Here is a 26,154-nt window from a genome sequence, read left to right as displayed (position 1 = left end):
AGATGTAATGGCAACAGAAGACATAGACAAGGCAGCGGTTGGCAGCCTGGGCGAGAAAGGCATTGGATTGTTGGAACGCGCCTGGAACTGGGCGTGGGCCTTGCGGCTGGTTTGCGCGGTGATGTTCCTGGACATGGCCGTGATTCTGCGTACGGGGCATGGGCTATGGCAGTGGTCGTCAGACGATATGGCGCTGCTCAAGGATGTAGGCTGGCTCGCGCTTCTCATTGTCGCGTTTACTGCCTCGGTTGCCTTGGTGATTCCGGTTGTGCTGGTTTTGCTGCGTCAGCTTGTGGCGCTGATTCCCTACAAGGTTACGGCCTTTTTCAGTGTTGCAAGCTCGGATGACCGGCCATATCAGCGAACCCCTGGGTATGTGCCGGCGCGCGCGTTGAGAGACCTGGCGCTGCGCGAAAAGGATGATTTCCTGCTTCGCCTCTATGAGAATCATGTACGGGCCCGGGATGCGAGCCAGGCATCCATTGAGCAGGCGGGGAATTTGACTGCCGCTGCGGTTCTGGTGTCGATGCTGGACTGGGGACTTACTTATGGTTGGATGCCAGGTAGTGTCAGCCTGGTTCAGGCAATCTACGCCGCGTTGGGTGACTGGGCATCCGCTGCCACGGCAGTAGTTTTACTTTGTGCCGGATTCATCCTGAAGTGGGCGTGGTTCGCTCCTTCAACACCGGATGTCATTTATTACCCACCGCTGGATGCAGCGCTGCGCGCCAAGGAGCGCGAGCGTCAAGCTGGTTAAGCGGTCGCTCAGACCACGCGCAGGTACGGATTGTTTGGCGGAAGTTCGTTGAACAGATGCGCGGGGTCTGCCAGCAGATAGCCGTGCAGCCGGCGCGACTTGCGCGGCCCGGTGACTTCGCAGGTCCAGATGTTCAACCCGCTGCTGTGCTTGCGGTGCAGCAGCAGCTTTTCAAACCGTTTTTGCACCCACTGCCATTCTTGCACTTTGTCCTGTTTGGCCAACATCACGATCTGTGGATGTTCCTGGGCGTAGCGTTGGAAGACGCCCGGAGTAACCAGGTAAACGGTATCGGCGACGGTATGCACCAGTGCCCTGGCATCGTTGATGATGAGCTTGCGTGAAGCGATCCCCTGTTTTAGCCATACCATGAAGTGCTCGCCGCTGGGCGTTGTCTGAGGCATGCGGTCTATAGCCGCAGGCGGTTCTGTGCGTGCTGGCGGTGGCAAGGTGTTTTGGAGCAACGCGGTTTCGGGAAGGTCTGCAGGTGCATCAACGCTTGCCTGGGCTGGTGGTGCCGGATCACCAATCAGCGACAACAGGTCTTCCATGGCATCTCCCTGGGCCGGGCTGGGTACAGATGCTGTGGCAGCTTCTTGTGATACGAGGGGTGCGATTGGTGCTGTGGATGGAGATGGCGCAGCGTTCACGGATGTGTCTGCCTGGGTCGTACTACTCTCATCTTCGGGGATTGCAGATGCTATCTCCTCGATGACGGTGCCGGAAAACGGCGCTGGCCGGTCGGTAGGCTCCCAGATCAGCGCAGGCGAGAGCTTGAGGAAGGTGAAGCTGTGCGACCAGCCAGTGTCACTGGTGACAGTCGCCTTCCAGATTGCTTTGTCGTCCGGCCCAGCCTGGATGATGCCGTGGTCTTGCAGCACGTTAAATACCGCTGTGTTGCTCGACGGAATGCCATCAATGCCTTGGGACAGCAGGTGCGCGCGCAGCTTGTCGGAAACAGTCTTGCTCACCAGCCACAGCGCATCGTCCGTGAGCCAGCCATCCGATGCCTGGGGCTGGTTCAGTTTCAGTTCTTCTTTCAAAAGATAGCGCAGACCATCCACCAGTTTGCGCTGCAAGGCATGCTTGGGCGCGGCCATGGCGCGGGTCGGGTCGCCGCCAAGGGCTTGGGCGACCGAGGCGCGGTCAGCTTGCACGACAAGTTCCCCTAATACGCCGGCGTGCTCATATTGCCCTGCCAGGACATAAAGAAGCGCGGACCAGAGCTCGCGATACTCACTGAGCCAGTCCAAGATGTTGCGGTCCAGTATTTGGTGATAGAGCACACCAGTGGCCGCGCTGTGCAGGCGGTATTCCCGGTCTGCCCGATAGCGAAAACGGTATGGTTGTACCAGCACCCCATGCCACGGGTGCCAAGTGCTGCCATCTTCATGCTCGACGTGCAGATCCACGACGAGCTTGCCGATGTCGTGGATCAGGGCTGCATAGGCCACTGCTGCCGTCCAAGCTTCGGACTGCGCGGCTTGTTCTTCAGGCGTGGTGCCAGCGGGAAGCAGATATGACTGCCGCAGCTTGAGGGCGTAGGCCACGATTTCCAGGCCGTGGTCCAGCATGCCGCCGGGATAGGCGTGGTGATGTGCTTCCGAAGCCGGGAAGGCCTGGACCAGCACGGCATAGCGTTCCAATGGTGTGCGGTACAGGGTGTCGAACTGCTTGCGCGATAGCGAAGTGCGTTGCCAGATGTGCTCCAGCAACTTCTGTCGACGGGGTGTTGCCAACAGCGAGGAGGCGGACTCTGGTCGCAGCCACCCTTTGCTGAGTGGTTGCGGCGGCAGAATCACGCTCTCAGGCGCTGCTGGAGCAGCCTTCTTGCGTTGGAACAGTGAAAACATGGAGGACACCGATAGTCGTCAGGGCTGTTGGCCTTTTCCTTTTCCTGATAGAGCCTTTCCCCTTGGCTCCCCTTCCATTCATCCCCTTTGAAGCCATTTGCCTTTTGCCGGGGCCTTTGTAGATATAAGCCGGTCGGTCATATGTGTCGATCAGGAATGCGGCGGCCAGTCAGCCGCTTAGTTGGTTCGTTGCAAAATTCGATTGAATTCAGGTGCGCGAATATGCAATCCTCGCAGCGCGCCGCTCATCGGCGCCGGGGGTGACAACCCGAATCAGCAATCTGCGGGTCGCGTTATGGCGATCCGCAGGGCAGGCGTTCGCGCCTGGCCGGTGGATTGCTGCCGGTTTGTCACCCCTGCGGGTCGCCGCCATCTAACTTGGTGGCGGAGCAGAAAATGCGATCACAAGGGAAAACTGACATGGATCGTTTAGATGACGACATCAAACCCAGCATTTACGCTCAAACTGCATACGAAATGATTCTCTCCGGCGTGCAGCAATTCCAGTCCGAGTATGACCAGAGACGATTTCTGGATTCGCTGTTATGTCAGTGTGCGGTGTTCTCCCGCATGTTTGGGGGCGAAGAAGAGTATCTGGGCATACTTGATAAGCTGCGAACTTTCGATTTTGATGCGGCGGACTTGAATGGTGTAGAAGAGTCGTCGAGTTCAAGCATGCACTGATTGACCTGCGCGCTGGGCAATCAACCTGTCTGGGACAAGAAGCATGTCAGATCAGGTTGAATTCGTACTGCTGTTGCTGCTAAGTGGCTGGGCATAGCACCCGTGCCAGTGAGTTGACCATACTTTCCATGTCAAGCTTGGCATTCCCTGCGCGCGACCGGATACAGAGCCCGAAAAATGAACGTGAACGAGCGTGATGAAGTCCGGTGCATCAGAACGCTCAACGGCTCTGGAATTGGTGCGGAAAGCTCGACCATTTAGAATCAGGCTGGAGTCCACTCGACAACCTGCAGACCATTCGGCGTGATGCTGCACACTAGGAGCACGGCTGATGGATATCGCCGATCAATACCTCCCCATATTTCAGTTCCGTGAGCGGCATAGCCACACGATTGCGGCAACGCCACAGCGGGTGATGGCAGCCGCGCAACGCTACCGCCCCGAACAGGATGTCTTCTTCCGCCGCATGATCGCGCTGCGTGAAGTGCCATTGCGACTGTTGCTACGCCGGAACCAGCCTACGCCACCACCGTTTGGACTCGACCGCTTTACGCTGCTGGCAGCACCAACCGACCACTCCATCGCCTACGGGCTGATCGGCAAATTCTGGCAAGCGGACTATGGCCTGGTGAGATGCCCGGATGGCGCAACATTTCGTGCGTTTGACGCGGTGGGTACGCCCCGACTGTTGCTGATCTTCACCGCAGAGCACTTGCCGCGAGGCCACACGCGCCTGCAGACGGAAACCCGCGTGCATTGCCCGGATCGTGCCAGCCTGTTGCGCTTTGCGCCGTACTGGTATGTGATTCGCCCCGTCAGCGGCTTGATCCGCCAGCGCATGCTGCGCCACATTGGCCGCATGAGCGAATAGTCTGGCTGCATCGGCAACCAAACGTTTGCGACCAAGCCGCTCCCGCGCCATGGCCCTTGCAGCCAGCGGGCGGGATTAACGTAGCGAACAGTGAGTTTGGGTGACACGTCGAAGGTTTCTGGCAGCGTGAGATAAAACAGCACTCTGCAAGTCAGATCCGCCTGCAGGCCAGTTGATTATCTGATGTCGTGAATATTCATTCATGTGTGACATATATCTCAGAATCTAATCAACGCCGCGAGAGGTTGAACAACTTGGCCAAGATAGATTGAAAACATGTCGTGAGGCTCTTGTTGACGAGGTAAGGAATTTTCCTTACAATATGGGTGTCGTAATCAAGGAGAGCTTCCATGCCCGCCATCCACGAAATCGCCACACTGACATCTAAGGGGCAAATCACATTGCCCAAGCCCATCCGGCAGGCGCTCGGCGTCGATGCCGGAGGCAAGCTTGCGTTCGATCTGCGAGGCAGCGAAGTTGTCGTAACCCGTGTGGGTGCCGAGCATGAAGACCCCGCTATCGGTACATTTCTGAGCCTGCTGGCCCGAGACATTGAAGCTGGGCGGAACATTCAGGGTTTGCCCGATGAACTGGCACGGACCATGTTGGAGCACTCTGGGTACGCTGTGAACCTGGATGATGAGATTGACGGGGAAGTGTCACTCTGATGCGACGACATGGTTGGACGCTGCTTTTTCACCAATGTGTGATCGAGCAATTACACAAGCTGCATACGGCCACACGGCGCGCTCAGGAGAACGATCCAGAGGGCTTCGCGTCAAATGCTAACGTCAAGCTCTTTCGGGCGATGAGCCAGTTGATGCTGGATGTGGTTCCGGGTGATCCGTCGCGCGATGAGTTTCGCCAAGGCAACACCCTGGGACATGCCCATCGCCACTGGCGGCGGGCCAAGATAGGAAGGCGCTTCCGACTATTTTTCCGGTACGACTCGAAGGCAAAGATCATCGTCTATGCTTGGGTCAACGATGAACAGACCCTTCGGTCATCGGGCAGTAAATCAGATCCGTATGCAGTATTCGAGAAGATGCTCGGACGCGGAAATCCGCCAGACGACTGGAACGCATTGATACAGGCAAGCAAGAAGGACTGGAGCAAACCAGAATAAACATCCCTCTGTAGCAGGAGAACGAACATGAACTCGACAACCCGCATCAGCACGGCAGAACGCTTGGGTCGCACGGCAGGCCGCAGATGGCGTGCCTATGTACGCGGTGAGCGGCGGGTGTCGCACTGGCTGACCTCCATGGGGATGCCGGTGCCTGGCGCCACCGCGCTCGTGTGGGCGTTCAAGTTGACTGTGCTTGGGATGCTGCTCTACGCAGCTTTCTGGTTGGCGTTGTTGGTGTTGGTGTTTTTCGTAGCAGGAGCAGTGGCATCAAGCGGCCTCGAATGGGAAGAGCCCGAGACTGAATGGCGTACTGGACCTGCCGGCTTCGGACTGTACCGAGGTGATATACGTGTCGATGTTGGAGATCCTTACGACGATGATTAGTCCCCGGTATACAGACTATTTCAGTCGCTTCGATACTGCTCCTGGGCCTTTACTTCCTGCTGACTTTGCACCATCCGTAGATGCCGTCATCATCTGAACTACGTTTCCAGCCCTTACGCCAAGCCAACCAAGGGCTGCAACCCAAAATCCGGGAAGCACGATGAACATCATTCCCAGCACGAAGTTGAGCAGCAGATCGCCAAACGTATTATTCAGTCCCACCAAGGGATCAAAATTGCTGTGAGGACGGTTCCAACCCCATCCCCACCCATAGAGCGCATCCAAGATTGTCGAATCTAGCCAGCGGGCGAGTTGGAACCAGAAATCCACGAAAAACAGCGCGAACTGCACGACGCTCACCGTCACGACCGTCTTCAAGTCGTAGGTGCCGATGACCAACACCAGCGGGATGCAGATGACCAGCGCCATCTTGAGCAGAGAGAGCACCATCGGCAGGGCTTGCCGCACAATATCCATTGCCGGGAAAGCGGCAAGTGAGCCGACCGCAAGCCCCACGTCACCCGCTGCCCGCGTCACGACGTTAGGCACTGTCTTGTCAATCTGCCCGCCGTAGTCCGTATAGACACTGCCCTGGTTGAGCTTCTGCTGCCGCGGAGAGGCAATCGTACGAATCACCGAATCATCCACCTCCGTCCGGCTCAGGAAGCCAGCCCAGCCCGCCAAGCGATTGAGCAGGCTCGGGTCTACCTGGCCCAGCAACCGCGCGCGCAGGCCGTTGCTGCCATCGCTCCACCATTGTTTGCAAGTCGGGTAGCCACCGCCACTGGCTACCTGTGCAAGTCCGGCATCACGGGTACTGTCGTAGGGCCAGGCATCACGCGGCGTGTTGGACCGATAGTTATCGTAGTAGCCTGCCGTGTCGGTGAAAAAGTGTGAGCCAATCCAGGTGACGTCGTGCATCTGTTCATCGTCGAGGTTCGGGCGCTGCATGAACAACTTGGCACGGGCTGGGCCATAGCAATCCTGGCTGAAATCGGCCACTTCCTGGGCCAACACGGGATCGTCGATGCGTGTGGCGTTGATCTCCATGCGCATCTGTCGTAGGTCGGTACCGCACGGTATGGCTGCGACCGAAGCCCCCGTAACTGCCCGAGACAGCGCGTGCATGAAGGCCCACCAGACGGGCAGCTTCGCTGACTGATTGTTGATGGTCGAAAAAGATTGTGACCAGCCGGTGTCGTTGGGCTGAGGCACATTGACCTGGCATTGAGATGAGCGCGCGGTGTCGTATTGGATTGTGTTCAGATCCACGTCGATGAACGGGATACCGGCAAACATCACCACCACGATGGCAACGAACACCCGATTCTCAATGCGCGCAGCCGATAGCATGCCCTTGTTGCCTTCGTCAGCACCTTCGGTGCGAGCTTTGAGCCACTCCTGTACGATGATCGCTACGAAAGGCAGTGCAAACACCCCGCTGGACACCAGTACGGCCCAAATACCGTTGTGGACGATCCAGGACACGAGGGTCAGGTAGTACTCCAGATAATCTGTCGTGAAAAGCGTCATGGCTCCGATCTCCTCAGCCTTGTATCAGTAGGCTGGCTTCCAGCACCACGATAGCGGTGATGCCGGCGATTTCGCTGCGCACCAGGCGGTGCCGTGCCTGCCGCTCACCCTCTTTATTCGCCTCGCGCGCCAGCAGCCGACGGCGCATCCAGACCCAGCCATAGGCCGTTGCGCCATACAGGCACAGCCGCCAGACCAGAAAGTAGCCCGCAGTAGCGGCCAGCCAGCGCTCCCAGCCCGCCACGCTGCCAACGAAGTAGATGCCGACGATATTGGCTCCCACGGCGATAGCGATGAGTGCGGCTGCCCACAGCAGAACCTTCACCGTGCGATGACTGAACAACCAGCGTGGGCGCAACCACCTCGTGCGCAATGGATTCATGGCGTGCCTCCCGGATTGCCCTTCTGGAGCTGATCGAGACGATCGGGCACCGGATCACCCTCATAGACACCACGAGAGCCTGCCGCGCGTGTGCCGTGGCGTTGAATGATGGCCATGGGCGAGTTGTTCGCCAATTCGCGGCGCAGTTCCAGTTCGGTTTTGAGGTTGCGGATTTCCTGGTCGAGCGTGTCGCTCTCATGGTTCACTGCCTCGATGGCCAACTGGTTGGCCGCCACGTTCGGTTCTTTCTTGCCCGTTAGCAGCGTGCGTTGCAGCAGGAGTGCTTTCTCCAGTACCGAAGACAGGGCGACCTCGGAGGCCAGGCGCCGCGCCAGCAAATCTTGATCCGGCTCGTCGCGCAGCGCTTCGATGACGCCGCGGGTAATGGGCAGTGAGGTGCTGCCTGCTTCGTGCAGGTTCTGGAACGACGTGGTGCGCGTGCCGGAAATCAGCTCCTGCAAGGCATTCAGCTTCGTTTCATACTCCTCTTGGATCAGCGGCGTCAGCCCGACTCCAGGCACTGTCTCAGTCTTGGTGCACCCTTCGCAGGTGCGCTGTTCCTGCTCGCCCAGGACGCGCGTGGCCCAATCAGAGGCTTCCTGTGGTGATGTCCAGGTCTGGCAGGCCAGGGTCGTGCAGCTGGCCTGGGCAATGGACGAGGTGTCATTGACCCCGCGCCCGTTCACCAGGTTGTAGCCAGCCCGCGTAACGTCCGACACCACCTTGATCGAGCGTTGTCCCGCACCACCGGCGTTGTTACCGCCCACCCAGGGCACCCCGTCATTGCCACGGCGCGTCTCGGCTTGCTCGATTGCCGAGACGGCATCGGTACTGGAAACCGCATCGCGTAGCGCCATGCCTTCGGCAATCTGGTTCCAGCCGAGCTGGCCGCCGGCGGCATCGGCCATGCGTTCGGCCATGGCGCGGCACGTCAGCTTGGAGCGGTCGAAATCGAGTCGTGCTTGCAGCACGCCATTGGTGAGCAGGTTATAGAGTCCAGGGTCGGCTCTCTGAATGATCAGTGCAGGCAGGGACGCCACGGCGCTGGTGGCACTCTGGATCACGTTGCCCATGATCTGCTGGAAACCGTTGGTGACGCCGTTGAGCTGGTTGCGTAGCGTGGTCTGGATGCTCATGTCGCCGCAGATCAGATTGCTGTTCCAGCCCACACCGACACCAATGGAGCGCATACCTGCCGCACGGCTCATTGACACGGCATTACCGCCGCCGATGGAGTACATGACCTCGTCCCCAATGACAGGGCCGCCGGTCTGGTAGCCGGTCTGCCCCCATGCCAGCCCGCAGGCCAGGGCGATCGCGCCAGCCAGGAGGGACGGATGCAACAGACTGCGCGATTTGATGTAGAGGGGCGTCATTTCAGGATGCTTCATCGTCGTGCCCTCAGTAGAAATCGGTGCTGCCGAGGAACACCTGGCCGCGACGTTCGCAACACGCATACGGCCGCCACAGCGCCCATGCGTAATCGCCTTTCTGCGCCTGGGTCAGAAAGCCATTGCGCGGGAAGACCGTGCAGGACGAGGACAGGACGGGCGTGAGTTCTTGCCACTTGCCAGTGGAGGCATCGCCTTCCATCAGCGCGCCGGCCGGCCAGTAGCCGTCGCGGGAGTTGGCAAGCAACGGCTGATAAACGTGGATCTGCCCGCGGCGCGTGACGACATCGCCTGCGCGCTGGGCCACGACGGCACCGGCCTTGTGATCGTCGGTCTGGTGCAGGAAGCCGCCACGGGGATAGACGGCTCCCCAGAGATTCAGCGTGGTACGCGCCCCGATCTCACGCATGCCCGGGATCAATGCTTCCGGATAAGCCATCTCGGGCACGTTGTAGCGCCAGGCCAGCGTGTCCAAGGTGCTCAGCAAATACGGCATAAGCGCCGTGCCTGCGCCCTCGCAGAAGTAGCCCGAGGACGAGACAAACTGGTTGAACACTTCGGCGCCGGGGTGGCCGATGACATCCGCGTTCTTGAATCGGGCGAGATTGTTTTCGTTGTCGTGGTTCGTGGTGCCGTCACCGCCAGCCTGGGCCGAGGGGTTGGGCATGCTCATGGCCTGAACTTCGATCCAAGGGTTTTCGCCGGTATTCGAGTACGAGGAAACGACCGCATCGGGGATGTAATGGCGGACCTTGACGGAGGTTCGCACCGTGCAGCCGCCCCAGGTGCAGTAGAGCCAGTAGCAGATGCCGACGACCCGGTATTCGAGGCAGTCAGGCGAGGCCACCGATCCGATGATGGTTGCAGTGTTCAGTGCGTAGCTACCGGTCGCGCTCATCATCAGCAGCGAAGCGACGCCGACCCGCAGGCGGCGCATCAGGTCGAATGAGCGGCGCGTCATGGCTGCGCCCCCCGGTACTGCTCAATGCGGGCGATCGCGCGCGCAACGTCCGGTTCGCCATAGACGACGTAGCGTTGGTCCACCACAACGGCCGGGACACTGGTGATGCCCAGGCTCCAGGCGTCGGTGACTCCTTGGTATGCCCCAGCAAGCTGCTTTTGCAGCGTCACGCCACCAGAGTTTAGACGTTGCTGTACCAGCGCCGCTGCTTGCTGGCTGTCTGCTGGCAAATCTTTGGAGAGGTCACGCTCGATCTGTTGGGCAGCATCCAAGACAATGAGCCGGTCAGGTTGGCCTGAAATCGGGTGATTGGCGTCGGTGATCGCCCAGGTTTCCGTCGCATGGACGGGCCCGGCCAGCAGCAGGCAGATTACTGCACTGCGCAAGGAATATAGCCACGGGGAAGTCGGCATCTTTGCACCATCGGAAATGTGGAACACCCCGGTAGTGCAATGGATTCAGCCTGCCACGACAGCAAACAATAGAGTTCTGCCCGTCACCGTATTGTGGCTTGCACCCGCTACAGGCTGGCTTTCAGGTCGGCCAGCGTGGTCATCAAGGTCATGGGATCGAGCGCGGACGGCTCGAAGCCAATGCGCTCGTAGAACGCCTTGGCTTCTGGCGAGAGCGCGTGTACAAGCATGCCGCGAATGCCGATGGCGTCCGCAGCCTGGATGACACGGCGACCAGCGTCTTGCACCAGCGCCCTGCCAAAACCCTGGCCCTGCAGCGATTGATCGACGGCCAGCCTGCCAAGCACCACCACTGGAATCGGGTCTGGCATGTTGCGGCGAAAGCGGCCGGAGGCCTCGGCACTGATGACCGCGCTCGATGCCAGTGCGTAGTAGGCCAGTACGCGCTTATCTTCGCAGACGACAAAGGTTCTGGATGCGCCCGTAGTCTGATTCTTCAGGGCACGGCGCTTGAGCCACTGATCCAGGCTGTCAACGCCGGAAGAAAAGGACTGGACGTCGTGATGCGCGGCCAGCGGCTGCGGCGCTGAAAGCGGCATCACTTTTCCCAGGGAGCGGGTGTGCGCATGGTCTTGCGCAGACGCTCGTTCGGTTGCGGCGGCATGTCCAGACGGGCCAGGAAGGCAGCGTAAGCCTCCTGGTCAACAGCAATGATGGACTGGTCGAGCAACGCTTCCTCGGCCGCCGCACGCGCGGCTTCCAGCACGAAATCCGTGCGGTTTTTGCCCCGTACCTTGGCTGCGCGATCAATCAAGCTGCGTTCTTCAGGTTTGATACGCAGGTTCAGTGTTTCGCGCTTGCCTGGCGTGATGTTCAATGTAGTAGACATGGCCCAATCTCCTGTGATTGGGCACATTTTAGCACCGCGTACTGTCAATGTCATTACGCTTTCTGAGTGGGAATTGGCTGAGCGGCGTTGCGCATGGCACGCATGCGGCGCATCTCCCGCTGCTTCAAGACCTTGCCGGCCTCACCACGCCACAAGGGATCGACCAGTCGTCCGCTCAGGGCCTCTTCGCAATCGCACAACCGATCCAGTGCGCTGAAGGAGTCCAGATTGTCCTGATGCAGGATTTCATCACGAAGACGCACACACCGCGCATGCACCAGCTTGGCTTCACCAGGGGTTTGCACAGGCGGGCACCAGTCCACGACTCGGTTCAGTATCTGTCCACACAGGACTAAGCGGCCATCCTCGTCGCTGAGTTCAACAAAATGAGGAACGAACACGCTGGCGTCCGTCAACTGAGGCTGATCGACGCATTGCCGGGCGAACTCTTCTACCAGATCGATGCAGTCCTCGATCCTACGCGCACCGCGCAACGCAATATTGCGCCATGCCGGCTCGATTGGGTGGGGAACTGTATCGGTCTTCACCAGGATGCCGGTGCAGATCAGCGAATGCAGGCGTGGCAGTTTTCCGAGTTGTCCAACGGCAGTGTTTTTGTGTTTCCTGGTGCGTTGGCGGCGTGATTGGATACAGGCAGTCATCGTTGCGTACTCCCGAAAGTTGGTCAAAACCCATGGTCAACCACGGATGAGGTCTTTCCCCATCAACAATGCGCAACGCGATCACCCGCATATCTGTTTGCCAGCATGGTATGGAGTGGTCACGAACGGCTCATCGGAAAAGAAAACGCACAGGATGCCCTTTGTGCCTGGGCACTCGGGACAATCCTGCGCGAGGTGAAATAGCCGCGCTCGGATAAGCGCGACGGGGAAATGTCGCTACAGCAAGCCGGATTCGGCAAACGAATACGGCTCACCCTGGCCCACGATGATGTGGTCCAGTACTCGCACGTCGATGAGCGCCAGCGCAGCTTTCAGTCGCTGGGTAATATTGCGATCCGCGCTCGATGGTTCCGTAGAACCTGACGGATGCTGATGGGCCAAAACCGCAGAGGCGGCGTTTAGCTCCAAGGCACGCTGCACGACAACACGCGTATAGACCACACTCGAATCAATCGTGCCTCTGAACATCGGCTCATAGGCCAGGACTTCGTGACTGACATTCATGAACACGATGGCGAATACCTCGTTCGGCTCAGCGACGAGCTTCAGGCGCAAGTAGTCCTTGACGGCTTGTGGCCGGTCCATGCAGGGACCACGTTTGAAAACCCGCTGTTCCAACAATGCGATGGCTTGTTTGATGATCCAGTCATCGGTTTGGGGAACAACGGTGGAAATCGACCCCAGGCAGGAATCGTTGACGACAAGAGACATGGCGAACCTCCAGAAGAAATCGGAAGGCGCACCCCCAGTGAGGGCGAGCCCTCCTGGGTTGGGAATTGAACAAGGCGCATCCACCACCGCGTTGCGGTGATTGTTCGCGGCCAGGATGCGAAGCGAACGGGTAGCAGTCAGCACGGAAAAAACCGTGCCGTAGCCTTCAAGACTGCGGGCTACCTGGGATGTCGTCGACATCGTCGACAGGCATTTCGGGGATGGGTGCATCTGGTGTCGTATCAGCTTCGCCTGCGGCCAGCATGTCCATGGCCGACAGCAACAAATCGCCTTCGATCGGCCCCTGCAGCAGAATCGCCTGGCCTGTCTGGCGGTCGAGTAGCCGCACTGAGGGCGTGGCGCTCACGCCGCTGCGCATGGCTTGCTCGGTTTGGGCGCGAATGACGGCATCGGGCCGCTCGCTTGCCAGGCATTGTTCAATGGCTGGTGTCAGGCCGGGATAGTGCAGGCCATCAGGCAGCCCCTGGCCGTCGCTGCGTGTATTTGCATAGACCCACTCGGCGGCTCGCCAGAATGCCGTGTGTCCAGCCGACTCTGCGGCGCATTCGGCCAGACGCGCCTCGGCGGACGCTGCTGGTTCGTGCGCGGCCAGTGGGAAGTGGTGCCAGTGCAGCGTTACATCCGTGTTGTCACTCACCCAGCGCTTGATCTGCGGAAAGTAGGCGCGGCAGAACGTACATTCGAGGTCAGCATAAAGGGTCAGCGTGAAACGGCCCTCTGGATCGCCCATCTGCCAGGGCGGCCCGTCCGCCTGATCTGCTGCAGTCGGCATTGCCGGTTGCCGAGAGGATTGGTCAGACGAGCGGGACATAAGCCAGATCAGCAGTAAAGTGACCAGTCCCACTGCCAGGACCCATAGCCAGCGCCGTTGGCGGTGTGGACGGCGAGAGGTCTCAACCTGCAATGGGATGGAAAGGCGCTTGCGCTTCATGCTGTTCTCCGGGCTATTGCGGCAGGTTCAGGGCTGGCGACGCGATGCCGCGCGCCCGGTCGATTTGTTCGGCCACTTTGAAAGCAGCATCCAGCTCGGTGCAGCCGTATTGCCGCATGATCTGGTAGCGGTTGGCTTTCTCTTCCGGTTCAGTTTGCGCGAGCGCGAGGTACAGGCTTGGCGGCACAGCACGGAATAGCACTTCCATGCTCTTGGAGAGAATGACGCCCTCGGTGAATTTCCCGGCTTCCTTGCGCGCCGAGAGCATCAATGCCTTCTGCGCAGGCGAGAGTTCGCGAAAACGGGCGATTTTCTCGACCTCATCCGGTGGCATCGACAGGCAGATCCACCATTCGATCATCGAGAGCATGGGTTCTGCGGCACGCGGCAGATCGTCAATGTTCTGCGTTGCCAGCCAAAACCACGCGCCCAGCTTGCGCCACATCTTCGTAATTTTGACGACGTAGGGAGCAAGAAGCGGATTTTTCGTGATGATGTGGCCTTCGTCGGTCACATTGATGATCGGGCGGCCCAGGTACTGGTCGCGTTCAGCGATGTTGTTCACTGTGCTGATCAGGCTGATGTACGCGATGGAAAGCTGGGCGTTGTAACCCTCACGGGCGTATGTCGCGAGGTCCACCAAGGTGATGTCGGCTTCGGGCCAGGGAGAGCCATCGCGGTCGAACATTTCGCCATCCGCCCCCTGGCAGAACATGTCCATCGCATCCGCCATCTCCATTAACCTGACGCGCCGCGTCTCCGGCAGTGCCGAATCCTGGCCACGAGTACGCAGCGCATTGCGCACATCGCGCGTGAGCACCGTGTGTTTCTCGGCCACGCATTTCTCGGCAGCATCAAGGATGCACTGGCGAATCAGCGAGCGGTCGGCCCGCGTCATCCTTGCTTCCTCTTTATCTTCGCCGCCGGTAATCATCAGCCGCGCGGTGATCTCCAATTCGCCCAGCACGTCACGCTGCTCGTCCGCCTCCATGGCCGACGCATCCGGTGGCAGGTCTTCGTCCAGCGCGTCCGCATCGAGCGTTTGCACATCGCTGGGCGATTCAATCAGCCGCCGTGCATCGCCAAACGGCGCCAGAGTCACGCCCGAGCCAGGCGCCAATTTCACGCGATTTACGGTCAGACCCAGGCGCTTGGCGAAGTCGCTGAAGAGACCGAAACTGTTGCCAGCCTCCACAATGAACAGTCGCGGCCGGTAGATGGCCGTGACTTGGTTCAGCAAGTTGTTGAGCGTCGCGCTCTTGCCCGAGCCTGTGGGACCGAAGAGAAACAGGTGAGCGTTCATCTGCCGATCCAGGCGGTTGAGCGGGTCAAACGTCAGGCTACCGCCCCCACGGTTGAAGAAGGTAATTCCAGGATGCCCAGTGCCTTGCGCACGTCCCCATACCGGCGAGATATTCGCCACATGTTGGGCAAACATCAGTTGGGTGAACCAGTTGCGTCGGTCCTGGCTGGGGTTGTAGCTGCATGGTAGCCAGCGCTGGTAGCTGTTGAGCGGTGCGACTTCATCATCTTCGCGTACAGGTTGCAGCCCAGCGTTGAGCATCACGTTCGCGAGATCCAGGCCGCGCCGGTCAAGCTCGGCTTCATCTCGTCCGCGCAGATAAAAGACCAGCGTGCCCCGGTACAACTTGTGTGCGCTGCCGATCAGAGAGCGCGCCTCTTGCACATCGTGAAGCGTCTGTTCGGACGCCAGTGTTTCCCCAACGGCTTTTTTTGCCAGGTGATTCAAATGCGATTCGAGAATGTCCTGGGGCGTTGCCACCATGGTCAGGCACATGGTCGTGTCTTCGGGCATTTGATCGAACAGCGTGTTGATGGCGTCCCCTTTGCGGGTCTCGCCGGTCAGGTGGCCGGTGCCGGGTGCCATGCGTAGCCGGTCAGTGACCAGTACCCGATGCGGCATGCCGTCGAAGTACCACACACCGCGTTCCGCGTCGGAGCGCGGCTGGCCGAAAAACAACCGTTGGCTGAAATCTTGCCCACTTGCCAGCTCGATTTCGCCTTCTTCTGGTTCATCGGGATAGCGCGCCAGTGCATAGAAGCGTTCGCGGTCTTCGGCATCCGGGCCGAGCATCGCCGGGCGCGGGTTGAACCAGCGTAGCAACCAGTCGTGAATGTCCGCGCCGGACATGCGTCGTACCTGAATGCCTGCGTTGGCCAGACCGCCGCACAGCCGGTCGCAAACGATGTTCAGCATCTGTTCGGGGGTTTGCCCGCGACGGCTGGCTTGGCCGGTAGTACGGCGATAGATCACCATGCGCACACGCCGCGTCTGGCCGCGCCAAGGTAGGCGCGTGACCACGGTGTCCTCGAACAGGCCGCCAGGCTTGGCGATTGCGCGAAGGTGATGGTTGAAGAACCGAAGATAGAACTCCGTGAAGTCGCAATTGCGGGCGCGTGGCTGCACGTAGTCGCGCAGCGACTGCATGTACTGATCGAAGTTGGTTTCGTCTTGGGCATAGAGCTGGAGCACCCAGGGGTTTTCATCCAGCTCGTCGAAGCTGTCTTGCAGAGCGTTTTCCAGAGCATCGCGGGCGTGTGCGAGCCAGCCAGGTTCCCGACCCTCAGTACCGAGCGGCACCAACTCGTAGAAAGCAGCTACCGATTGCCCATCTTCAAGCAGCATGGACTGCGATTCGGGCTGAAACTCTACCCATGGCAGCAGTTCCACAAAGGACGGCGCAACCTCATACAGCGCCTGCTCGTCGGCCACAGTCGCAGGCTTGCGGCCCTGGACTGCCGAGCCGGGTTCGGGAATGCCCGCCTGGCGCAAGGCTTCGACATGGCGCTGCCAGCCATCAGGCTGTTCTTCATCGCCAGCGGTGGATGCGGTCAACTTCGAGGCGGCCGACTTAGACCAAGGGAATTTCCAGCGCATCAATAGTCCTCCACACGCTCGCCCGGCATGGCGTACTGCACGCGCTGGTACAGGGGGAAAACGGTCGTGTAGCCTGGCACGGGTACAGGGTCCGTGCCCGCCAGGTGGGGGAACACGTACATCACCAGGTCGGGGTTCGGCAGGCGCTGGAACTGACGCTGCACCTCGTTGCGCGCCGTGCGTGTGTAGCGCATCTGCTCGGCGGGTGCAGCCTGCATGTCGGCATCAGTAAGAGGCCGGCGCAGGCTCTGCCGAGCGTCGAGCAACTGCCTGCGGGCCACCTGACTGGCGCCGCCGCCATCACCAGCGTTCTGGTTCCAGATGTCCATCATGGTGTGGTCGCCGTGGGGCAGCAGCTTTTCCTTGCTGGTGGCGCAGCCGCCCAGCACTGCAACGGCGAGGGGCAATACCAGGACCTTCGCCACGTTAGTCAAGTTCGAGCGCATGGGCTTCTCCTGCACGATGGTCGACTTTGCGGCCTTCGGGGTCGTAGTCGATCGCAAGCGATTTTTCGAGGTGAACGGCAACTTTGGCGCCGGGCTGCACATAAACAGCAGCAAAGGCCTGGCTGTAGAGTTTGTTGACCCAGTCAGACATATCGCGCACGCCCCCAGCCAGGATGCGGCCCATGGCTTCATTGCCCGAGATGCCGACGCTGCCGATGGAGCCGTCTGAGCCCACATAGGACATCTGGCCGCTGTCACTGTCGATAAGCGAGGCCGCACCTGCGCCCGCTGCAGTGATCAGGGCTTGTGTGCCGAGATACTGCTGGGCGTTGCTGCGACGCTCGCCGCTGACGCAGGGAATGCCGTGTGGGTCGCTGATCCAGCCCAAGCCCCCTTGTTGGCCCTGTTGCTGGTTGTTCTGCTGGTTGCCGTCACGATCTTCGGGAATCGTGCGCACTGTGCCGTCGTGGAAGACGAAAGTGATGCTGCGCACCTGGCCGCGCACGCACGAAAGCGTCCAGTCGCCGCTGGCGGTGCCGGAGAACACGGCTCCGGCCACATCGGGAATATCAATCCCATTGGCCGTGAGATTGTCCGGGCCGACCAACACTTTGAAGGGGTATGGATCGTTCACCGTACCGTCGATCGGCACGCGCCCAATCAGCGCGGTCATCGCCACGGAGCCCATGAGTGTAGAATTGGTCGGCACGGTATAGACGGCCTTCGCGGTCTTGCCCCCGGTAGCGCGGGCGCCCACGTTCGCCACGGTTTCCGCAGTGGTTTCCAGCGTGCTTTGCGCAGGACCAAAGCTCGTCGGGAAGCTCATGCCGCCGCCTGTGCCACGGCTGCCGCTGCGTCCCTCAGCGGGCTTCGCGTCATCCGGCTCTACCCAGCGCACGCCGCCATCCATGCCAGCTTGGTCGCCATCGCGTAAGCCAAGGCCTACAGGCAAATCAGCGTGACCCTCGCCACGACCGCCAATGCTATCCAGACGCTGTTGAAGATCGGCAAGCAGCCCCTCGGTCTGCTGCCGCTCGCTGGCGGCTTGCTGCTGGTCACGGCGCAGGTTTGAGCGCTCAGCCTCCAGCGCCGAGGTGATGCGTTGGTCGATGGAGTTCTCACGTTGGCGCAAGCGCTGATTCTCTTCGCGCTGCGACTTGTTGTCCGAGAGCGCGCCCTGAAGCTCAGTGCGTAGCTGCTTCACCTGGGCTACCAAGGTAGCCACAGTATCGCGTGGGGTATCACCCTCGATACCCAGTGCCTTCATTTCATCAGGCGTGAGCTGGGCGTTGGTATCCGTGCCTGTCGGAGCAGATTCCCCTCCGCCTGAAAACAGTCGGATGCCGATGAACAGCACCAGGACGACGACGGGAACCATCAACCATTTGAGCAGACCATTACTGCGCATGGCGGGCCTCCTTGTCGTCTGTTGCTTGGTATTCCGGTTCCGCCAAAGGCAGGTGTGCTGCCGGATCGAAGCGGTTGACCGCTGGCAACAATGCTTGCGCCAGGCCACGCCCGCGCGTGACCAGATAAGCCACGGTTGTGTCCTCGGACATCCCTCGCGGACCAAGCGTTTCGTGCTGGAACGTAGCGGTGAGAAAGTCACCTTGCAGCACGCGCGGGTCGAGGGTGACCCAGCCACTGCTGTTGTTGGTCAGGCGCACTGCGGTGACCCACTGGTCCTCCAAGCGCCAGGAGGCGATCGCGGCAGCACGCACAGGCAAGGTCGGCAGCAATGTGCCAAGGTCCAGGTCACGGCGCAGATTCACGCGCATGACGCCAGAGAGCGGCTCGACCGTGCGCAGTGGCGCATAAAGGTTCTGCGCGGCAAAGCGTGTCAAAACGACTGGCACAGGGGTTTCGCGCTGTGTCGTGCGCCCGGCGGGCTGCTCCTGGCTGCGTTCCGTAGCATCGGCAGCCTCTGCTTGGTCGCCGTAGCGTATCGGGCTACTGCTGCCCCCGACGATCCGCACTGGCTCCAATGCAGGTTCACCGTCCTTGGCTGGTTCTGCGGCAATATCCACCAGGATCAAAGCGCCGGAGTCAGCGTCTTGCAGTTGTAGTCGGGTCGGCTCGATCGGCTCACTGGCACGCAGGTACACCGCGCCGCCGGCACTCTGTACACGCAGGCGTTCTCCCACACTGGCTGGTACGCCCACACGGACATTGCGATCAATAAATACGATGCGTTCCTGGCCAACTTGCAGCGGCACGGCAAGCGGCATGCGCTCCCAGCGCATAATCTCCACCGCCTGGGCGGCAGGAGCCATAACCAGGATGGCCAGCCCCAGCCAGGCGAAAGCAGGATGCTGCTTCATGGGGTATCTCCTTGAGATGCTGATGCAGGCAGACCGCCAGATGATGGTCGGATTGGCTCGGGCGCATTGATGCGCTGCGGTGCGCCTTCGTAGCAGTCGAGAACCAAACCAAATGGGTTGCGGGCCGGATCAACATCCATCCGAGCAACCTTGATGGGATAGCGCACCAAGGCACGCTTGACTTGCTCCGCGCCGTAGTACTCGTCGGCGCTGATGTCCAGGGTCACGACCCAATCCCGGTCGGATACCACGCGCACGCGGGCAGACGGGTCATCGCCATAGCCGCGCCCCGGGATTTCATAGATACCGCGCACCCGCTGGCGTAACTCCCCCGTGCTGCGCCGGTAGTCGTAGTCTGCACGCAGGAAAGCCTGGCAGGATGGCGTCAGGTAGGCCGACAGCGCATGCAGGTTACGCGGGTAGTCTTCCTCGCCATTCACCGGCCAGCGGTTGAGTTGCTGGAATACGTAGAACGTGAAGGCATAGACCGATTCGGGGGGAACTTCCCACCACTTGCGCGAGCTGCCAGAACGCAGGTCTGGCGGTACGTGGACAGTCAGGTCGCGTGGCGCGCTCCACCAGCCGCCACCCATGACCAACGCCACGACCACCAGCGCGCCAGCGCCCAAGCGCAATGTCTTGATGTGTGCCTGCAGGTGAGCGATCTCATTCTTGAAGCGACTCATTGCATGCTCCTGCGGGTTGTCCAGAACCCCGACCGAATGATCAATGTATGGCCACCCACCCAGCCCGCCATCAGCGGATAGCGTGTGGCGATGCGCCACTGCAGTTGCCGGTACAACCATGTGTCGGGACGCCCGCGTTTGAGGCGGCGCAGGATGCCGCCTCCCACAAACACGCCGAAGGCCACGCCTAAGACGACGAAAGTAGGCGCGAGCGCGATGGTGTTCAGCGCCCAAGACAGCGGCGCCCCGATCAACAGACCGGCACCACCGGACAGGCCACAACAAATCCACAATTCATCGGCAGTCAAACCGTGCACCACGACCGGGTGACGGTTGAGCCGGTGCGGCAGGAACGTGACCGTTCCGTCCGCACGAAGGTGCTGGTGCTCGGACATACCCGGCCTCGCTTACAGGATGCCGGTGGCTTCGGTGAGCAGCCAGATGCCGATGACGAGCAGGACCGCGCCGATGGCGACAGTCAAGCCAAATTGCCCCCACGTTTTCTTGCCTGTGTGGATCTCGGCATACGTGCCGTAGGCGTGGTAGCAAACCCCAATGAACATTGACGCCACCACCAGCAAAGCAACGAGCATGACAATGTCGTAGCCGTAGTTGCGCACGGTTTCCATGATGCCGTTGCCCGTGCCCCTCGTGGGGTTTTCGATGGTCGGAAGCCCCTGCGCAAACGAGAGTGCGGGCAGCATGGCAGCGCCCACGGCAGCAGCAATGCGCTGGACAAAACGGGTATTGATATGGCTGTGCATTTGATCAGTCCTTTCAGGAGAGGAGGAAGAAACTCAAAACGAGGTACATCGCGAGAAATCGGATGCAGACGCCGAGGAACTGGCGCTGGTTGAGCCGGGATTCGGCCCATCCGACATAGGCTGTTCGGATGGCCCAGACGCCCCAGACGAGCAGGACCGCGAACACGATGCCGATCAGGACGGTCGCCATCGCGGAAGGCGCGATACCGCTGTTGGCTTGAAATGCAGAGACCTGCGCGCCGGTCATGGCCGGCCCTCCGTCGGAGGCGGTGCGCTAGGCCGCTCGGTGCGGTAGTCGCCAGCCAGCTCGGACGGGTCGCGTGGCTGAGCGCGCGACGGTGTGAGGTGCGACTGAATACCTGCGCGAACATGCGACAGGTCAGCCAGCAGACGGGGGTAATCGAAGTGGTAACGCTCGCCGGGCGTGATGGCGGTATGCGCAGCGCTGTGCGTGACCGTGCGCTCCAGTGCATCGAGTTGACGCAACGCGGCAACCAGTTCCTGGCGCTGCGCCGGAGACTCAGCCAGGGTCGTCGGAGACAGTCCTGTCAGAAGAACTGTCATGAGAAAGGTGGGTGCGCCGCGATGTGCGGCGCGCAGCCAGATCGAAGCCAACATCGCGCCATTCCTGTGTCATCAGCAATGGCGAGATCGTGCCGATCAGGACGGCTTCAGGCTGCAAACAATCGGAATTGCATGGCTACCGTATTGATGGTGTTGCAGAAACACATCTCCAGAACGAAACTGTTTTAAAGTGATGCATCATCAGAGACTGAAATGACACAAAAAATCATGAATAGAGAAGCAACAAAAAAAGATCTTTTGCACTATCTCAATGATGCTATGGTCCCTGTCATAGCTTTGAAAGGCCTATGGGGCACTGGCAAGTCTTATCTATGGGGTGAAGTTAAAGACGAGTTCCCACCAGTTGATGGCAATGATCATCTGTATGTGTCCTGCTTTGGCCTTGAGTCTGTAGATCAGATCAAAACAGCTCTATTCCAAAACTCGCTTGGGAAGGCTGAAAAGGCGGTGGGGGGAATACAGAAGTACTCAGGGTTTGCCATTGATGCACTTGAAAAAATCATGGCCAGGGTCCAGCCGGTAGGTGAAGGCGCTGCTACTGTCCTTGGCAATTTAGGTGGTTTGGTGCAGTCGGCGTTGATCGATAAGGTACTTTACTCGCGCTTGGTCGTTCTGGATGACATCGAACGTCGCGGAGATGCCCTCAAAATTGATGCGTTGCTTGGATTTATTGATCTTCTTAAGCGGAATAACTGCAAAGTTCTGCTCATTTTAAATGAGAAGCCTCTAGAAGATGCATATGCGTCGGATTGGAGAACGCTAAAGGAAAAGTGCGTTGATCGGGAAATTACGTTGCTAACTTCTGCCGAAGAGGCTGCTGATATTGGTCTTTGCGCAAATCTTAAATATCGGGATGCTGTAATGAGAACACTGGTACGGCTCTCGGTAACCAATATTCGTGTCATTCAGAGAGTTGGCAGGATAGTGGAAACTGTATTCGAAGATGTGGCAGATCCTCATGGCAGCGTAGAGCATTCTTTTTTGCCGTCAACCGTCTTGATGATCGCACTTAATTTTAACGCTATTCCAAATGGGCCGGATATATCAGTGCTGATGAGCGAGTGGAGCACATGGTGCGTTAAACCAAATTTTTTTGGCCCAGAAAACAAGGGAATGAGTGACGCAGTAGCATTTGCTACGAATGAGGGGCTTACCCGAGATAGGGAGTTTCTGGCTCTAATCATTCAGCACATTCTGACAGGGCATCGACTCAGAGATAAATTTGAAGAGCTCTTTCAGCAGAGAAATAAAAAAGATGCTCATAGCCAAGCGGAAAACGCTGCAGTCTCATACATCGAAAATACGTATCTAGACCCTTGGATGTCGGATGAGGCTTTTATTAGACAGGCCTGTATGAATAAAGAGGCTTGGATTTCCTTATCTGCCGACAAGGTCAGTGCGATCGTCACAGACCTCGAAAAGAGAGGAGCCAATACACTGGCTTCTGAGATCGCAAATGCATGGTGCAAACATTGGAGCAACTCACCAAGTCTATGGTGTAGCCACCTGTTTCCATTGGATAGTTTTCACCCAGTTATCAAAGAGGCCCTTGTGGCGGGTAATCGCCAACTTTCTGCCAGCCCCTCTCTCCTTGATGCCGTATTGAAAATAGCGAGCGGCGGATGGAGTCCTAGTGATACAGATGCCGTCAATAAAGTAAGCATCAAAGAGGCGTGTGATGTAATTCTTGAATTGAATAAAGAGAACTTTGGCACGTTTATTCACTTTTATCGAAAGGAAATAAAGAGCCCCTTACTAGACGGCTCGGGGCAAGCTGTCTTTTCCACTGGAGTCTCCTTATTCTTGGAGGCCGCTCGTCAAATAACAAGAGAAAATACACGGCCACGGCTCACAGAGCTACTGCGAATGCACTTGGGGGAGGTACTCGACATATCTCCTGACGTTTCCGAGCAGAAATCAGACTCCAATCTCACAGGTACTTCTTGAAGCTTCCCGCAGTCAAACTCACAGCCAGTCCCAGCAAGGCTGCGCTGGGTAGCAGGATGGTCAACGGATGAACCGAGATCGGCAGCGCCAGATAAGTGACCCAGGGCAGCAAGGAGAGAGGCAAGAGGCTGGCTTTTGCGCGGTGATAAATGAAACCCGATTCCCGGCCAGCGCCGAACCGGCGCACGTCACGCCGCACTAGCCCGTCAATCAGGCCCACAAACGAGGCGGTTAAGATCAGCGGCAGCGTGAGCACCAGGACCAACAGGCGCACCAGGAACGTGAGCGTAGTGAAAGCTGCGGCGACCAGGTAGCTTTCTGTCCAGACATAGACCTGGCTGATGAAGTATTGAAAATTGCGTTTCTGCCCCTGACTGTACGTACGAGCACTTGCTGCTGTTTGGGTCATACGTTCCATCAGCCCGGTACGCACAAAAAACCACTCGTAGCCAGTGTCCACAAGCTCGTGAGCTGTGCGCCCTGGCTCCTTCACGACCACGCTGCGAGTGAAATGGCTGGACAGATGCCCCAATTCGTAGTTCAGCATCTGTTGGGAGTGGCGCCAACCCTGATCCTTCCAGAACAGGTGCATACCGACGCACTCCACCAAGATCGAGAACAGCAGCGAACCAATCAGCACCCCGAGTAGCCGGAACGGCAGTGTGATCGTACCGACGACTAAACCCTGGCGCTGGTTCTGCGCCTGTTGTGCGGTGGATGCGGCATCACTCATGGCGCAGCCTCATCATCGACTGTTTCGTCAGCATCGGTGGCAACGGCAGGGGGTATTTCATCGAGCAGGTCATCGGGCAAGGGCATATCCTGAAGGGCCGGAGAACTGGTGAACTCCCACCACTGTGTGGCCTCGCTGTAGCTTTGGCGCATGTACTCGGCCAACTGCTGCAAGTCCTTGGGCATCATTTCGTCGGGGTCAGGTGCAGGTAGCGGCATCCTGACTTTCCAGAGCTGCCCACCCTGAAGCAGAGCGAAACACTGTCCTTTGGGTAAAGCGACGACGTGCGATGGCTCAATCATCGGCACACTCGACATACTGATACGATCCTGCGTATTGCTGGTGAAGTCAGTCGCGCCGTGGATGTCCGAGCTATCGGTCGCGCCGCTCACGATGGTGGTCGTATACACCTCGACCTTCGGCAACTGCTTCGTGAGCAATTCAGCAGTAGCCGTCTCGCGCACGCGCAGCATGAACAGGTTGTTGAAGTTACCGATGACCTGGCCAGCTTTCGCGCGGTTGCCGATTCGCGCTTCGATGTCGGAAAGGGTCTGCGTATACGCGGTAACTTGCAGCCCGGCACCGCCACCTTTGTTGATCAGCGGGATGAACTCATCGCCCATCAACTCGTTGAATTCGTCGGCATGGACATTGATCGGCACACGCGCGCCTGCCGATGAGCCCGGCAAACCGTCGTCGACTCCGTGTTTGTAGATGTGGCCGGCGACCGAAACCAAGTCGGAAAACATGGAGTTGCCGACCGCTGCAGCGACCTCGGCGTCGGAGAGCGCATCCAGGCCCACATAGACGATGGCCCTCTTACGGATGATCTGCATCCAGTCGAAGATTGGGCGCGGGTCTTCCAGGTCGGAGTAGTTAGGGGCCAGAAGCTGCGAAATCTTACCGCTGGTGAGCTTTTCCAGCAGCGGCAGCAACGAGGCGACGATCTTGTCGAAGTAGGTCTTGTCGTACCTGACAGCGGAACGCAGTCCGTCCAGCACAGGATCGTAGTTGCGGGCCTGCGAGAGGTACTGCTCCAAGGCCACCACGCGCTTCTCGCGCCCGATCATATTCCTCGGAATGTTTTTCTCGTTGAGCTTGGACTCGATCTGAACAATGACTTCCCAAGCCTTTGGCTCGTGCTTGGAGAAATAATGCTGGGCGTATTCCAGAAACAAGGCGTCGATGTTGATGACGTGTCGCTGGATCAGCAAGTAATCGGGGCGCTGTCCCAGTTCCACCAGCGCACGGGCGATGACGTTGATAAAGCGCCAGGCAAACTCTCTGAAAGCAGCCGAATTGCCCTCACCGGAGAGTTGTCCTGCGACACGGGTTGCCACCTCGCTGATACGCCCGAAGCGCCCCACAGCGTTGTAGCGTGCGGAGATGTCTGGCCAGCCAAGGTGAAAAACGTAGAATTCGTTTTCGCGGCCGGCGCGCTTGGCTTCAACGTACATACGCTTCAATAAGTCGGCATCGCCCTTCGGGTCGAAGACTATGACGACCTCATGCTCGCCTGCTGCATTCTGGCGGCGGATGTCCTGGGTAATGAACAATTCCGCGAGCCTGGTCTTGCCCACACGCGTGGTGCCAAGCACCAGGGAGTGGCCCACACGCTCGCCCAGCGGCAAGCTGACATCTACCTCTTCGGGTTCAATGCCGTGCAGCCGTGGCAGACCGCCCACGGGTGGCAGCGGGCGCACGGGGTTGAAAGCAACGTCCCAGCCTGTGAGTTTCGACAGCCGGGACAGCGGGAAAGGCGCGAACTCCAGTCGTTCCTCTAGGCGTCGGGCCAGTCGGTATGCAGGAGTCGGCTCGACATAGCGCCGAAATTCTGGCCTGTACGTCTGCATCAGCCTGTGGGTGTGCTTCTGCTCCCACAGAAAGCCACGGCCGATGAAGAGCCGCTGCTGGCTGACTGGCACGTCACCGCTGGTCATCACATAGCGCGGCAGGCGGCGAATATTGCTGCGATATCGCAGGATGACGCGGGCATCACGGTAGCGCAACGCGCCATATGCAGCAAAAGCCAAGGCACTGCCAACGCCCATAGCGGGGCTCAACGCGAGCGACCATGGTGCCACCAGGGAGAGAATCGCGGAGCCGGCACATGCAGCAACGGTGTATAGCTCCACCGCTGGCCGCAGCAAGACCTCGACGGGTTGCTTGCCTGACATGGC

The 26,154-nt window shown here is 59.2% G+C and carries 29 protein-coding genes; 7 read left to right on the top strand and 22 right to left on the bottom strand.

What is annotated here, in order from left to right; genetic code table 11:
• The first annotated feature begins 7 nt into the window (after positions 1–7).
• Positions 8–757 carry a hypothetical protein gene (locus tag HW090_RS02390; protein WP_179111977.1) on the top strand — a complete coding sequence of 250 codons (750 nt, stop codon included), beginning with the start codon at positions 8–10 and terminating at the stop codon, positions 755–757.
• A gap of 8 nt (positions 758–765) precedes the next feature.
• Here the strand turns inward: HW090_RS02390 and mobH are convergent, their stop codons facing one another.
• Positions 766–2,610, bottom strand: coding sequence for a MobH family relaxase (gene mobH, locus HW090_RS02385; protein WP_179111976.1), 1,845 nt, complete (start codon positions 2,608–2,610; stop codon positions 766–768).
• A 420-nt stretch (positions 2,611–3,030) separates the two neighbouring features.
• Here mobH and HW090_RS02380 point away from each other — a divergent pair, with 420 nt between their 5' ends.
• The 5 genes from HW090_RS02380 to HW090_RS02360 all read left to right on the top strand — a co-directional run bounded on the left by HW090_RS02380 (position 3,031) and on the right by HW090_RS02360 (position 5,678).
• Positions 3,031–3,294, top strand: a complete 264-nt coding sequence (locus HW090_RS02380; protein WP_179111975.1) for a hypothetical protein — start codon at positions 3,031–3,033, stop codon at positions 3,292–3,294.
• A gap of 331 nt (positions 3,295–3,625) precedes the next feature.
• Positions 3,626–4,165 (top strand): hypothetical protein, encoded by a 540-nt coding sequence (locus HW090_RS02375; RefSeq protein WP_179111974.1) that lies wholly within the window; start codon positions 3,626–3,628, stop codon positions 4,163–4,165.
• A gap of 350 nt (positions 4,166–4,515) precedes the next feature.
• Positions 4,516–4,833: a type II toxin-antitoxin system PrlF family antitoxin gene (locus tag HW090_RS02370; RefSeq protein ID WP_179111973.1), complete on the top strand. Its 318-nt coding sequence runs from the start codon at positions 4,516–4,518 to the stop codon at positions 4,831–4,833.
• The gene (locus HW090_RS02365; protein ID WP_179111972.1) at positions 4,833–5,291 is read left to right on the top strand and encodes a type II toxin-antitoxin system YhaV family toxin; all 459 of its coding nucleotides are present in this window, start codon (positions 4,833–4,835) and stop codon (positions 5,289–5,291) included. The genes HW090_RS02370 and HW090_RS02365 overlap by 1 nt, the downstream gene beginning before the upstream one ends.
• A 27-nt stretch (positions 5,292–5,318) precedes the next feature.
• Positions 5,319–5,678 carry a DUF3742 family protein gene (locus HW090_RS02360; protein ID WP_179111971.1) on the top strand — a complete coding sequence of 120 codons (360 nt, stop codon included), beginning with the start codon at positions 5,319–5,321 and terminating at the stop codon, positions 5,676–5,678.
• A 15-nt stretch (positions 5,679–5,693) separates the two neighbouring features.
• Here the strand turns inward: HW090_RS02360 and HW090_RS02355 are convergent, their stop codons facing one another.
• The 19 genes from HW090_RS02355 to HW090_RS02265 form a co-directional block, all read right to left on the bottom strand.
• Positions 5,694–7,211: a conjugal transfer protein TraG N-terminal domain-containing protein gene (locus HW090_RS02355; RefSeq protein WP_179111970.1), complete on the bottom strand. Its 1,518-nt coding sequence runs from the start codon at positions 7,209–7,211 to the stop codon at positions 5,694–5,696.
• A gap of 13 nt (positions 7,212–7,224) precedes the next feature.
• Positions 7,225–7,593: a hypothetical protein gene (locus HW090_RS02350; protein ID WP_179111969.1), complete on the bottom strand. Its 369-nt coding sequence runs from the start codon at positions 7,591–7,593 to the stop codon at positions 7,225–7,227.
• Positions 7,590–8,984 carry an integrating conjugative element protein gene (locus HW090_RS02345; protein WP_179111968.1) on the bottom strand — a complete coding sequence of 465 codons (1,395 nt, stop codon included), beginning with the start codon at positions 8,982–8,984 and terminating at the stop codon, positions 7,590–7,592. The genes HW090_RS02350 and HW090_RS02345 overlap by 4 nt, the downstream gene beginning before the upstream one ends.
• Positions 8,985–8,994: 10 nt before the next feature.
• The gene (locus tag HW090_RS02340) at positions 8,995–9,945 is read right to left on the bottom strand and encodes a TIGR03756 family integrating conjugative element protein (RefSeq protein ID WP_179111967.1); all 951 of its coding nucleotides are present in this window, start codon (positions 9,943–9,945) and stop codon (positions 8,995–8,997) included.
• Complete coding sequence (locus HW090_RS02335; RefSeq protein WP_179111966.1) at positions 9,942–10,358, bottom strand: TIGR03757 family integrating conjugative element protein; 417 nt, start codon at positions 10,356–10,358, stop codon at positions 9,942–9,944. Before HW090_RS02335 ends, HW090_RS02340 begins: the two co-directional genes overlap by 4 nt.
• 107 nt (positions 10,359–10,465) lie before the next feature.
• Positions 10,466–10,957 carry a GNAT family N-acetyltransferase gene (locus HW090_RS02330; RefSeq protein ID WP_179111965.1) on the bottom strand — a complete coding sequence of 164 codons (492 nt, stop codon included), beginning with the start codon at positions 10,955–10,957 and terminating at the stop codon, positions 10,466–10,468.
• A complete protein-coding gene (locus tag HW090_RS02325; RefSeq protein ID WP_134587219.1) occupies positions 10,957–11,247 on the bottom strand; it encodes a DUF1778 domain-containing protein in 291 nt (96 codons plus the stop codon). Before HW090_RS02325 ends, HW090_RS02330 begins: the two co-directional genes overlap by 1 nt.
• Before the next feature lie 53 nt (positions 11,248–11,300).
• Positions 11,301–11,909 carry a hypothetical protein gene (locus HW090_RS02320; RefSeq protein WP_179111964.1) on the bottom strand — a complete coding sequence of 203 codons (609 nt, stop codon included), beginning with the start codon at positions 11,907–11,909 and terminating at the stop codon, positions 11,301–11,303.
• 237 nt (positions 11,910–12,146) lie between these two features.
• Positions 12,147–12,641, bottom strand: a complete 495-nt coding sequence (locus HW090_RS02315) for a JAB domain-containing protein (protein WP_179114794.1) — start codon at positions 12,639–12,641, stop codon at positions 12,147–12,149.
• A gap of 166 nt (positions 12,642–12,807) precedes the next feature.
• Positions 12,808–13,593 carry a DsbA family protein gene (locus HW090_RS02310; RefSeq protein ID WP_179111963.1) on the bottom strand — a complete coding sequence of 262 codons (786 nt, stop codon included), beginning with the start codon at positions 13,591–13,593 and terminating at the stop codon, positions 12,808–12,810.
• A gap of 13 nt (positions 13,594–13,606) precedes the next feature.
• Positions 13,607–16,492, bottom strand: a complete 2,886-nt coding sequence (locus HW090_RS02305) for a conjugative transfer ATPase (protein WP_179111962.1) — start codon at positions 16,490–16,492, stop codon at positions 13,607–13,609.
• The gene (locus HW090_RS02300; protein ID WP_179111961.1) at positions 16,492–16,938 is read right to left on the bottom strand and encodes a TIGR03751 family conjugal transfer lipoprotein; all 447 of its coding nucleotides are present in this window, start codon (positions 16,936–16,938) and stop codon (positions 16,492–16,494) included. Before HW090_RS02300 ends, HW090_RS02305 begins: the two co-directional genes overlap by 1 nt.
• Positions 16,919–18,346, bottom strand: coding sequence for a TIGR03752 family integrating conjugative element protein (locus HW090_RS02295; protein ID WP_179111960.1), 1,428 nt, complete (start codon positions 18,344–18,346; stop codon positions 16,919–16,921). The genes HW090_RS02300 and HW090_RS02295 overlap by 20 nt, the downstream gene beginning before the upstream one ends.
• Entirely contained in the window at positions 18,336–19,259 is a 924-nt protein-coding gene (locus HW090_RS02290; RefSeq protein ID WP_179111959.1) for a TIGR03749 family integrating conjugative element protein, read from the bottom strand. The genes HW090_RS02295 and HW090_RS02290 overlap by 11 nt, the downstream gene beginning before the upstream one ends.
• On the bottom strand, positions 19,256–19,945 hold the full coding sequence (locus HW090_RS02285) for a PFL_4703 family integrating conjugative element protein (protein ID WP_179111958.1): 690 nt from the start codon (positions 19,943–19,945) through the stop codon (positions 19,256–19,258). Before HW090_RS02285 ends, HW090_RS02290 begins: the two co-directional genes overlap by 4 nt.
• Complete coding sequence (locus tag HW090_RS02280) at positions 19,942–20,340, bottom strand: TIGR03750 family conjugal transfer protein (protein WP_179111957.1); 399 nt, start codon at positions 20,338–20,340, stop codon at positions 19,942–19,944. Before HW090_RS02280 ends, HW090_RS02285 begins: the two co-directional genes overlap by 4 nt.
• A gap of 12 nt (positions 20,341–20,352) precedes the next feature.
• Positions 20,353–20,709, bottom strand: coding sequence for a TIGR03745 family integrating conjugative element membrane protein (locus HW090_RS02275; RefSeq protein WP_179111956.1), 357 nt, complete (start codon positions 20,707–20,709; stop codon positions 20,353–20,355).
• Between the two features lie 13 nt (positions 20,710–20,722).
• Positions 20,723–20,956: a TIGR03758 family integrating conjugative element protein gene (locus tag HW090_RS02270; protein ID WP_179111955.1), complete on the bottom strand. Its 234-nt coding sequence runs from the start codon at positions 20,954–20,956 to the stop codon at positions 20,723–20,725.
• A complete protein-coding gene (locus HW090_RS02265) occupies positions 20,953–21,327 on the bottom strand; it encodes an RAQPRD family integrative conjugative element protein (RefSeq protein WP_179111954.1) in 375 nt (124 codons plus the stop codon). Before HW090_RS02265 ends, HW090_RS02270 begins: the two co-directional genes overlap by 4 nt.
• Positions 21,328–21,486: 159 nt before the next feature.
• Between HW090_RS02265 and HW090_RS02260 the strand changes: the two genes are divergently transcribed.
• Positions 21,487–23,241 (top strand): ATP-binding protein, encoded by a 1,755-nt coding sequence (locus tag HW090_RS02260; RefSeq protein WP_179111953.1) that lies wholly within the window; start codon positions 21,487–21,489, stop codon positions 23,239–23,241.
• Here the strand turns inward: HW090_RS02260 and HW090_RS02255 are convergent.
• Together HW090_RS02255 and traD are read right to left on the bottom strand one after the other, a co-directional pair.
• Positions 23,225–23,974, bottom strand: a complete 750-nt coding sequence (locus tag HW090_RS02255; protein WP_179111952.1) for a TIGR03747 family integrating conjugative element membrane protein — start codon at positions 23,972–23,974, stop codon at positions 23,225–23,227. The two genes, HW090_RS02260 and HW090_RS02255, sit on opposite strands and share 17 nt — an antisense overlap.
• The gene (traD, locus tag HW090_RS02250) at positions 23,971–26,151 is read right to left on the bottom strand and encodes a type IV conjugative transfer system coupling protein TraD (RefSeq protein ID WP_179111951.1); all 2,181 of its coding nucleotides are present in this window, start codon (positions 26,149–26,151) and stop codon (positions 23,971–23,973) included. The genes HW090_RS02255 and traD overlap by 4 nt, the downstream gene beginning before the upstream one ends.
• Between the last annotated feature and the right edge of the window lie 3 nt (positions 26,152–26,154).

Origin of the sequence: Pseudomonas sp. ABC1, from assembly GCF_013395055.1 — a bacterium.
GTDB lineage: Bacteria > Pseudomonadota > Gammaproteobacteria > Pseudomonadales > Pseudomonadaceae > Stutzerimonas.
The sequence above is the reverse complement of the archived record's forward strand: the minus strand, read 5'-3'. Positions and strand labels throughout refer to the sequence as shown.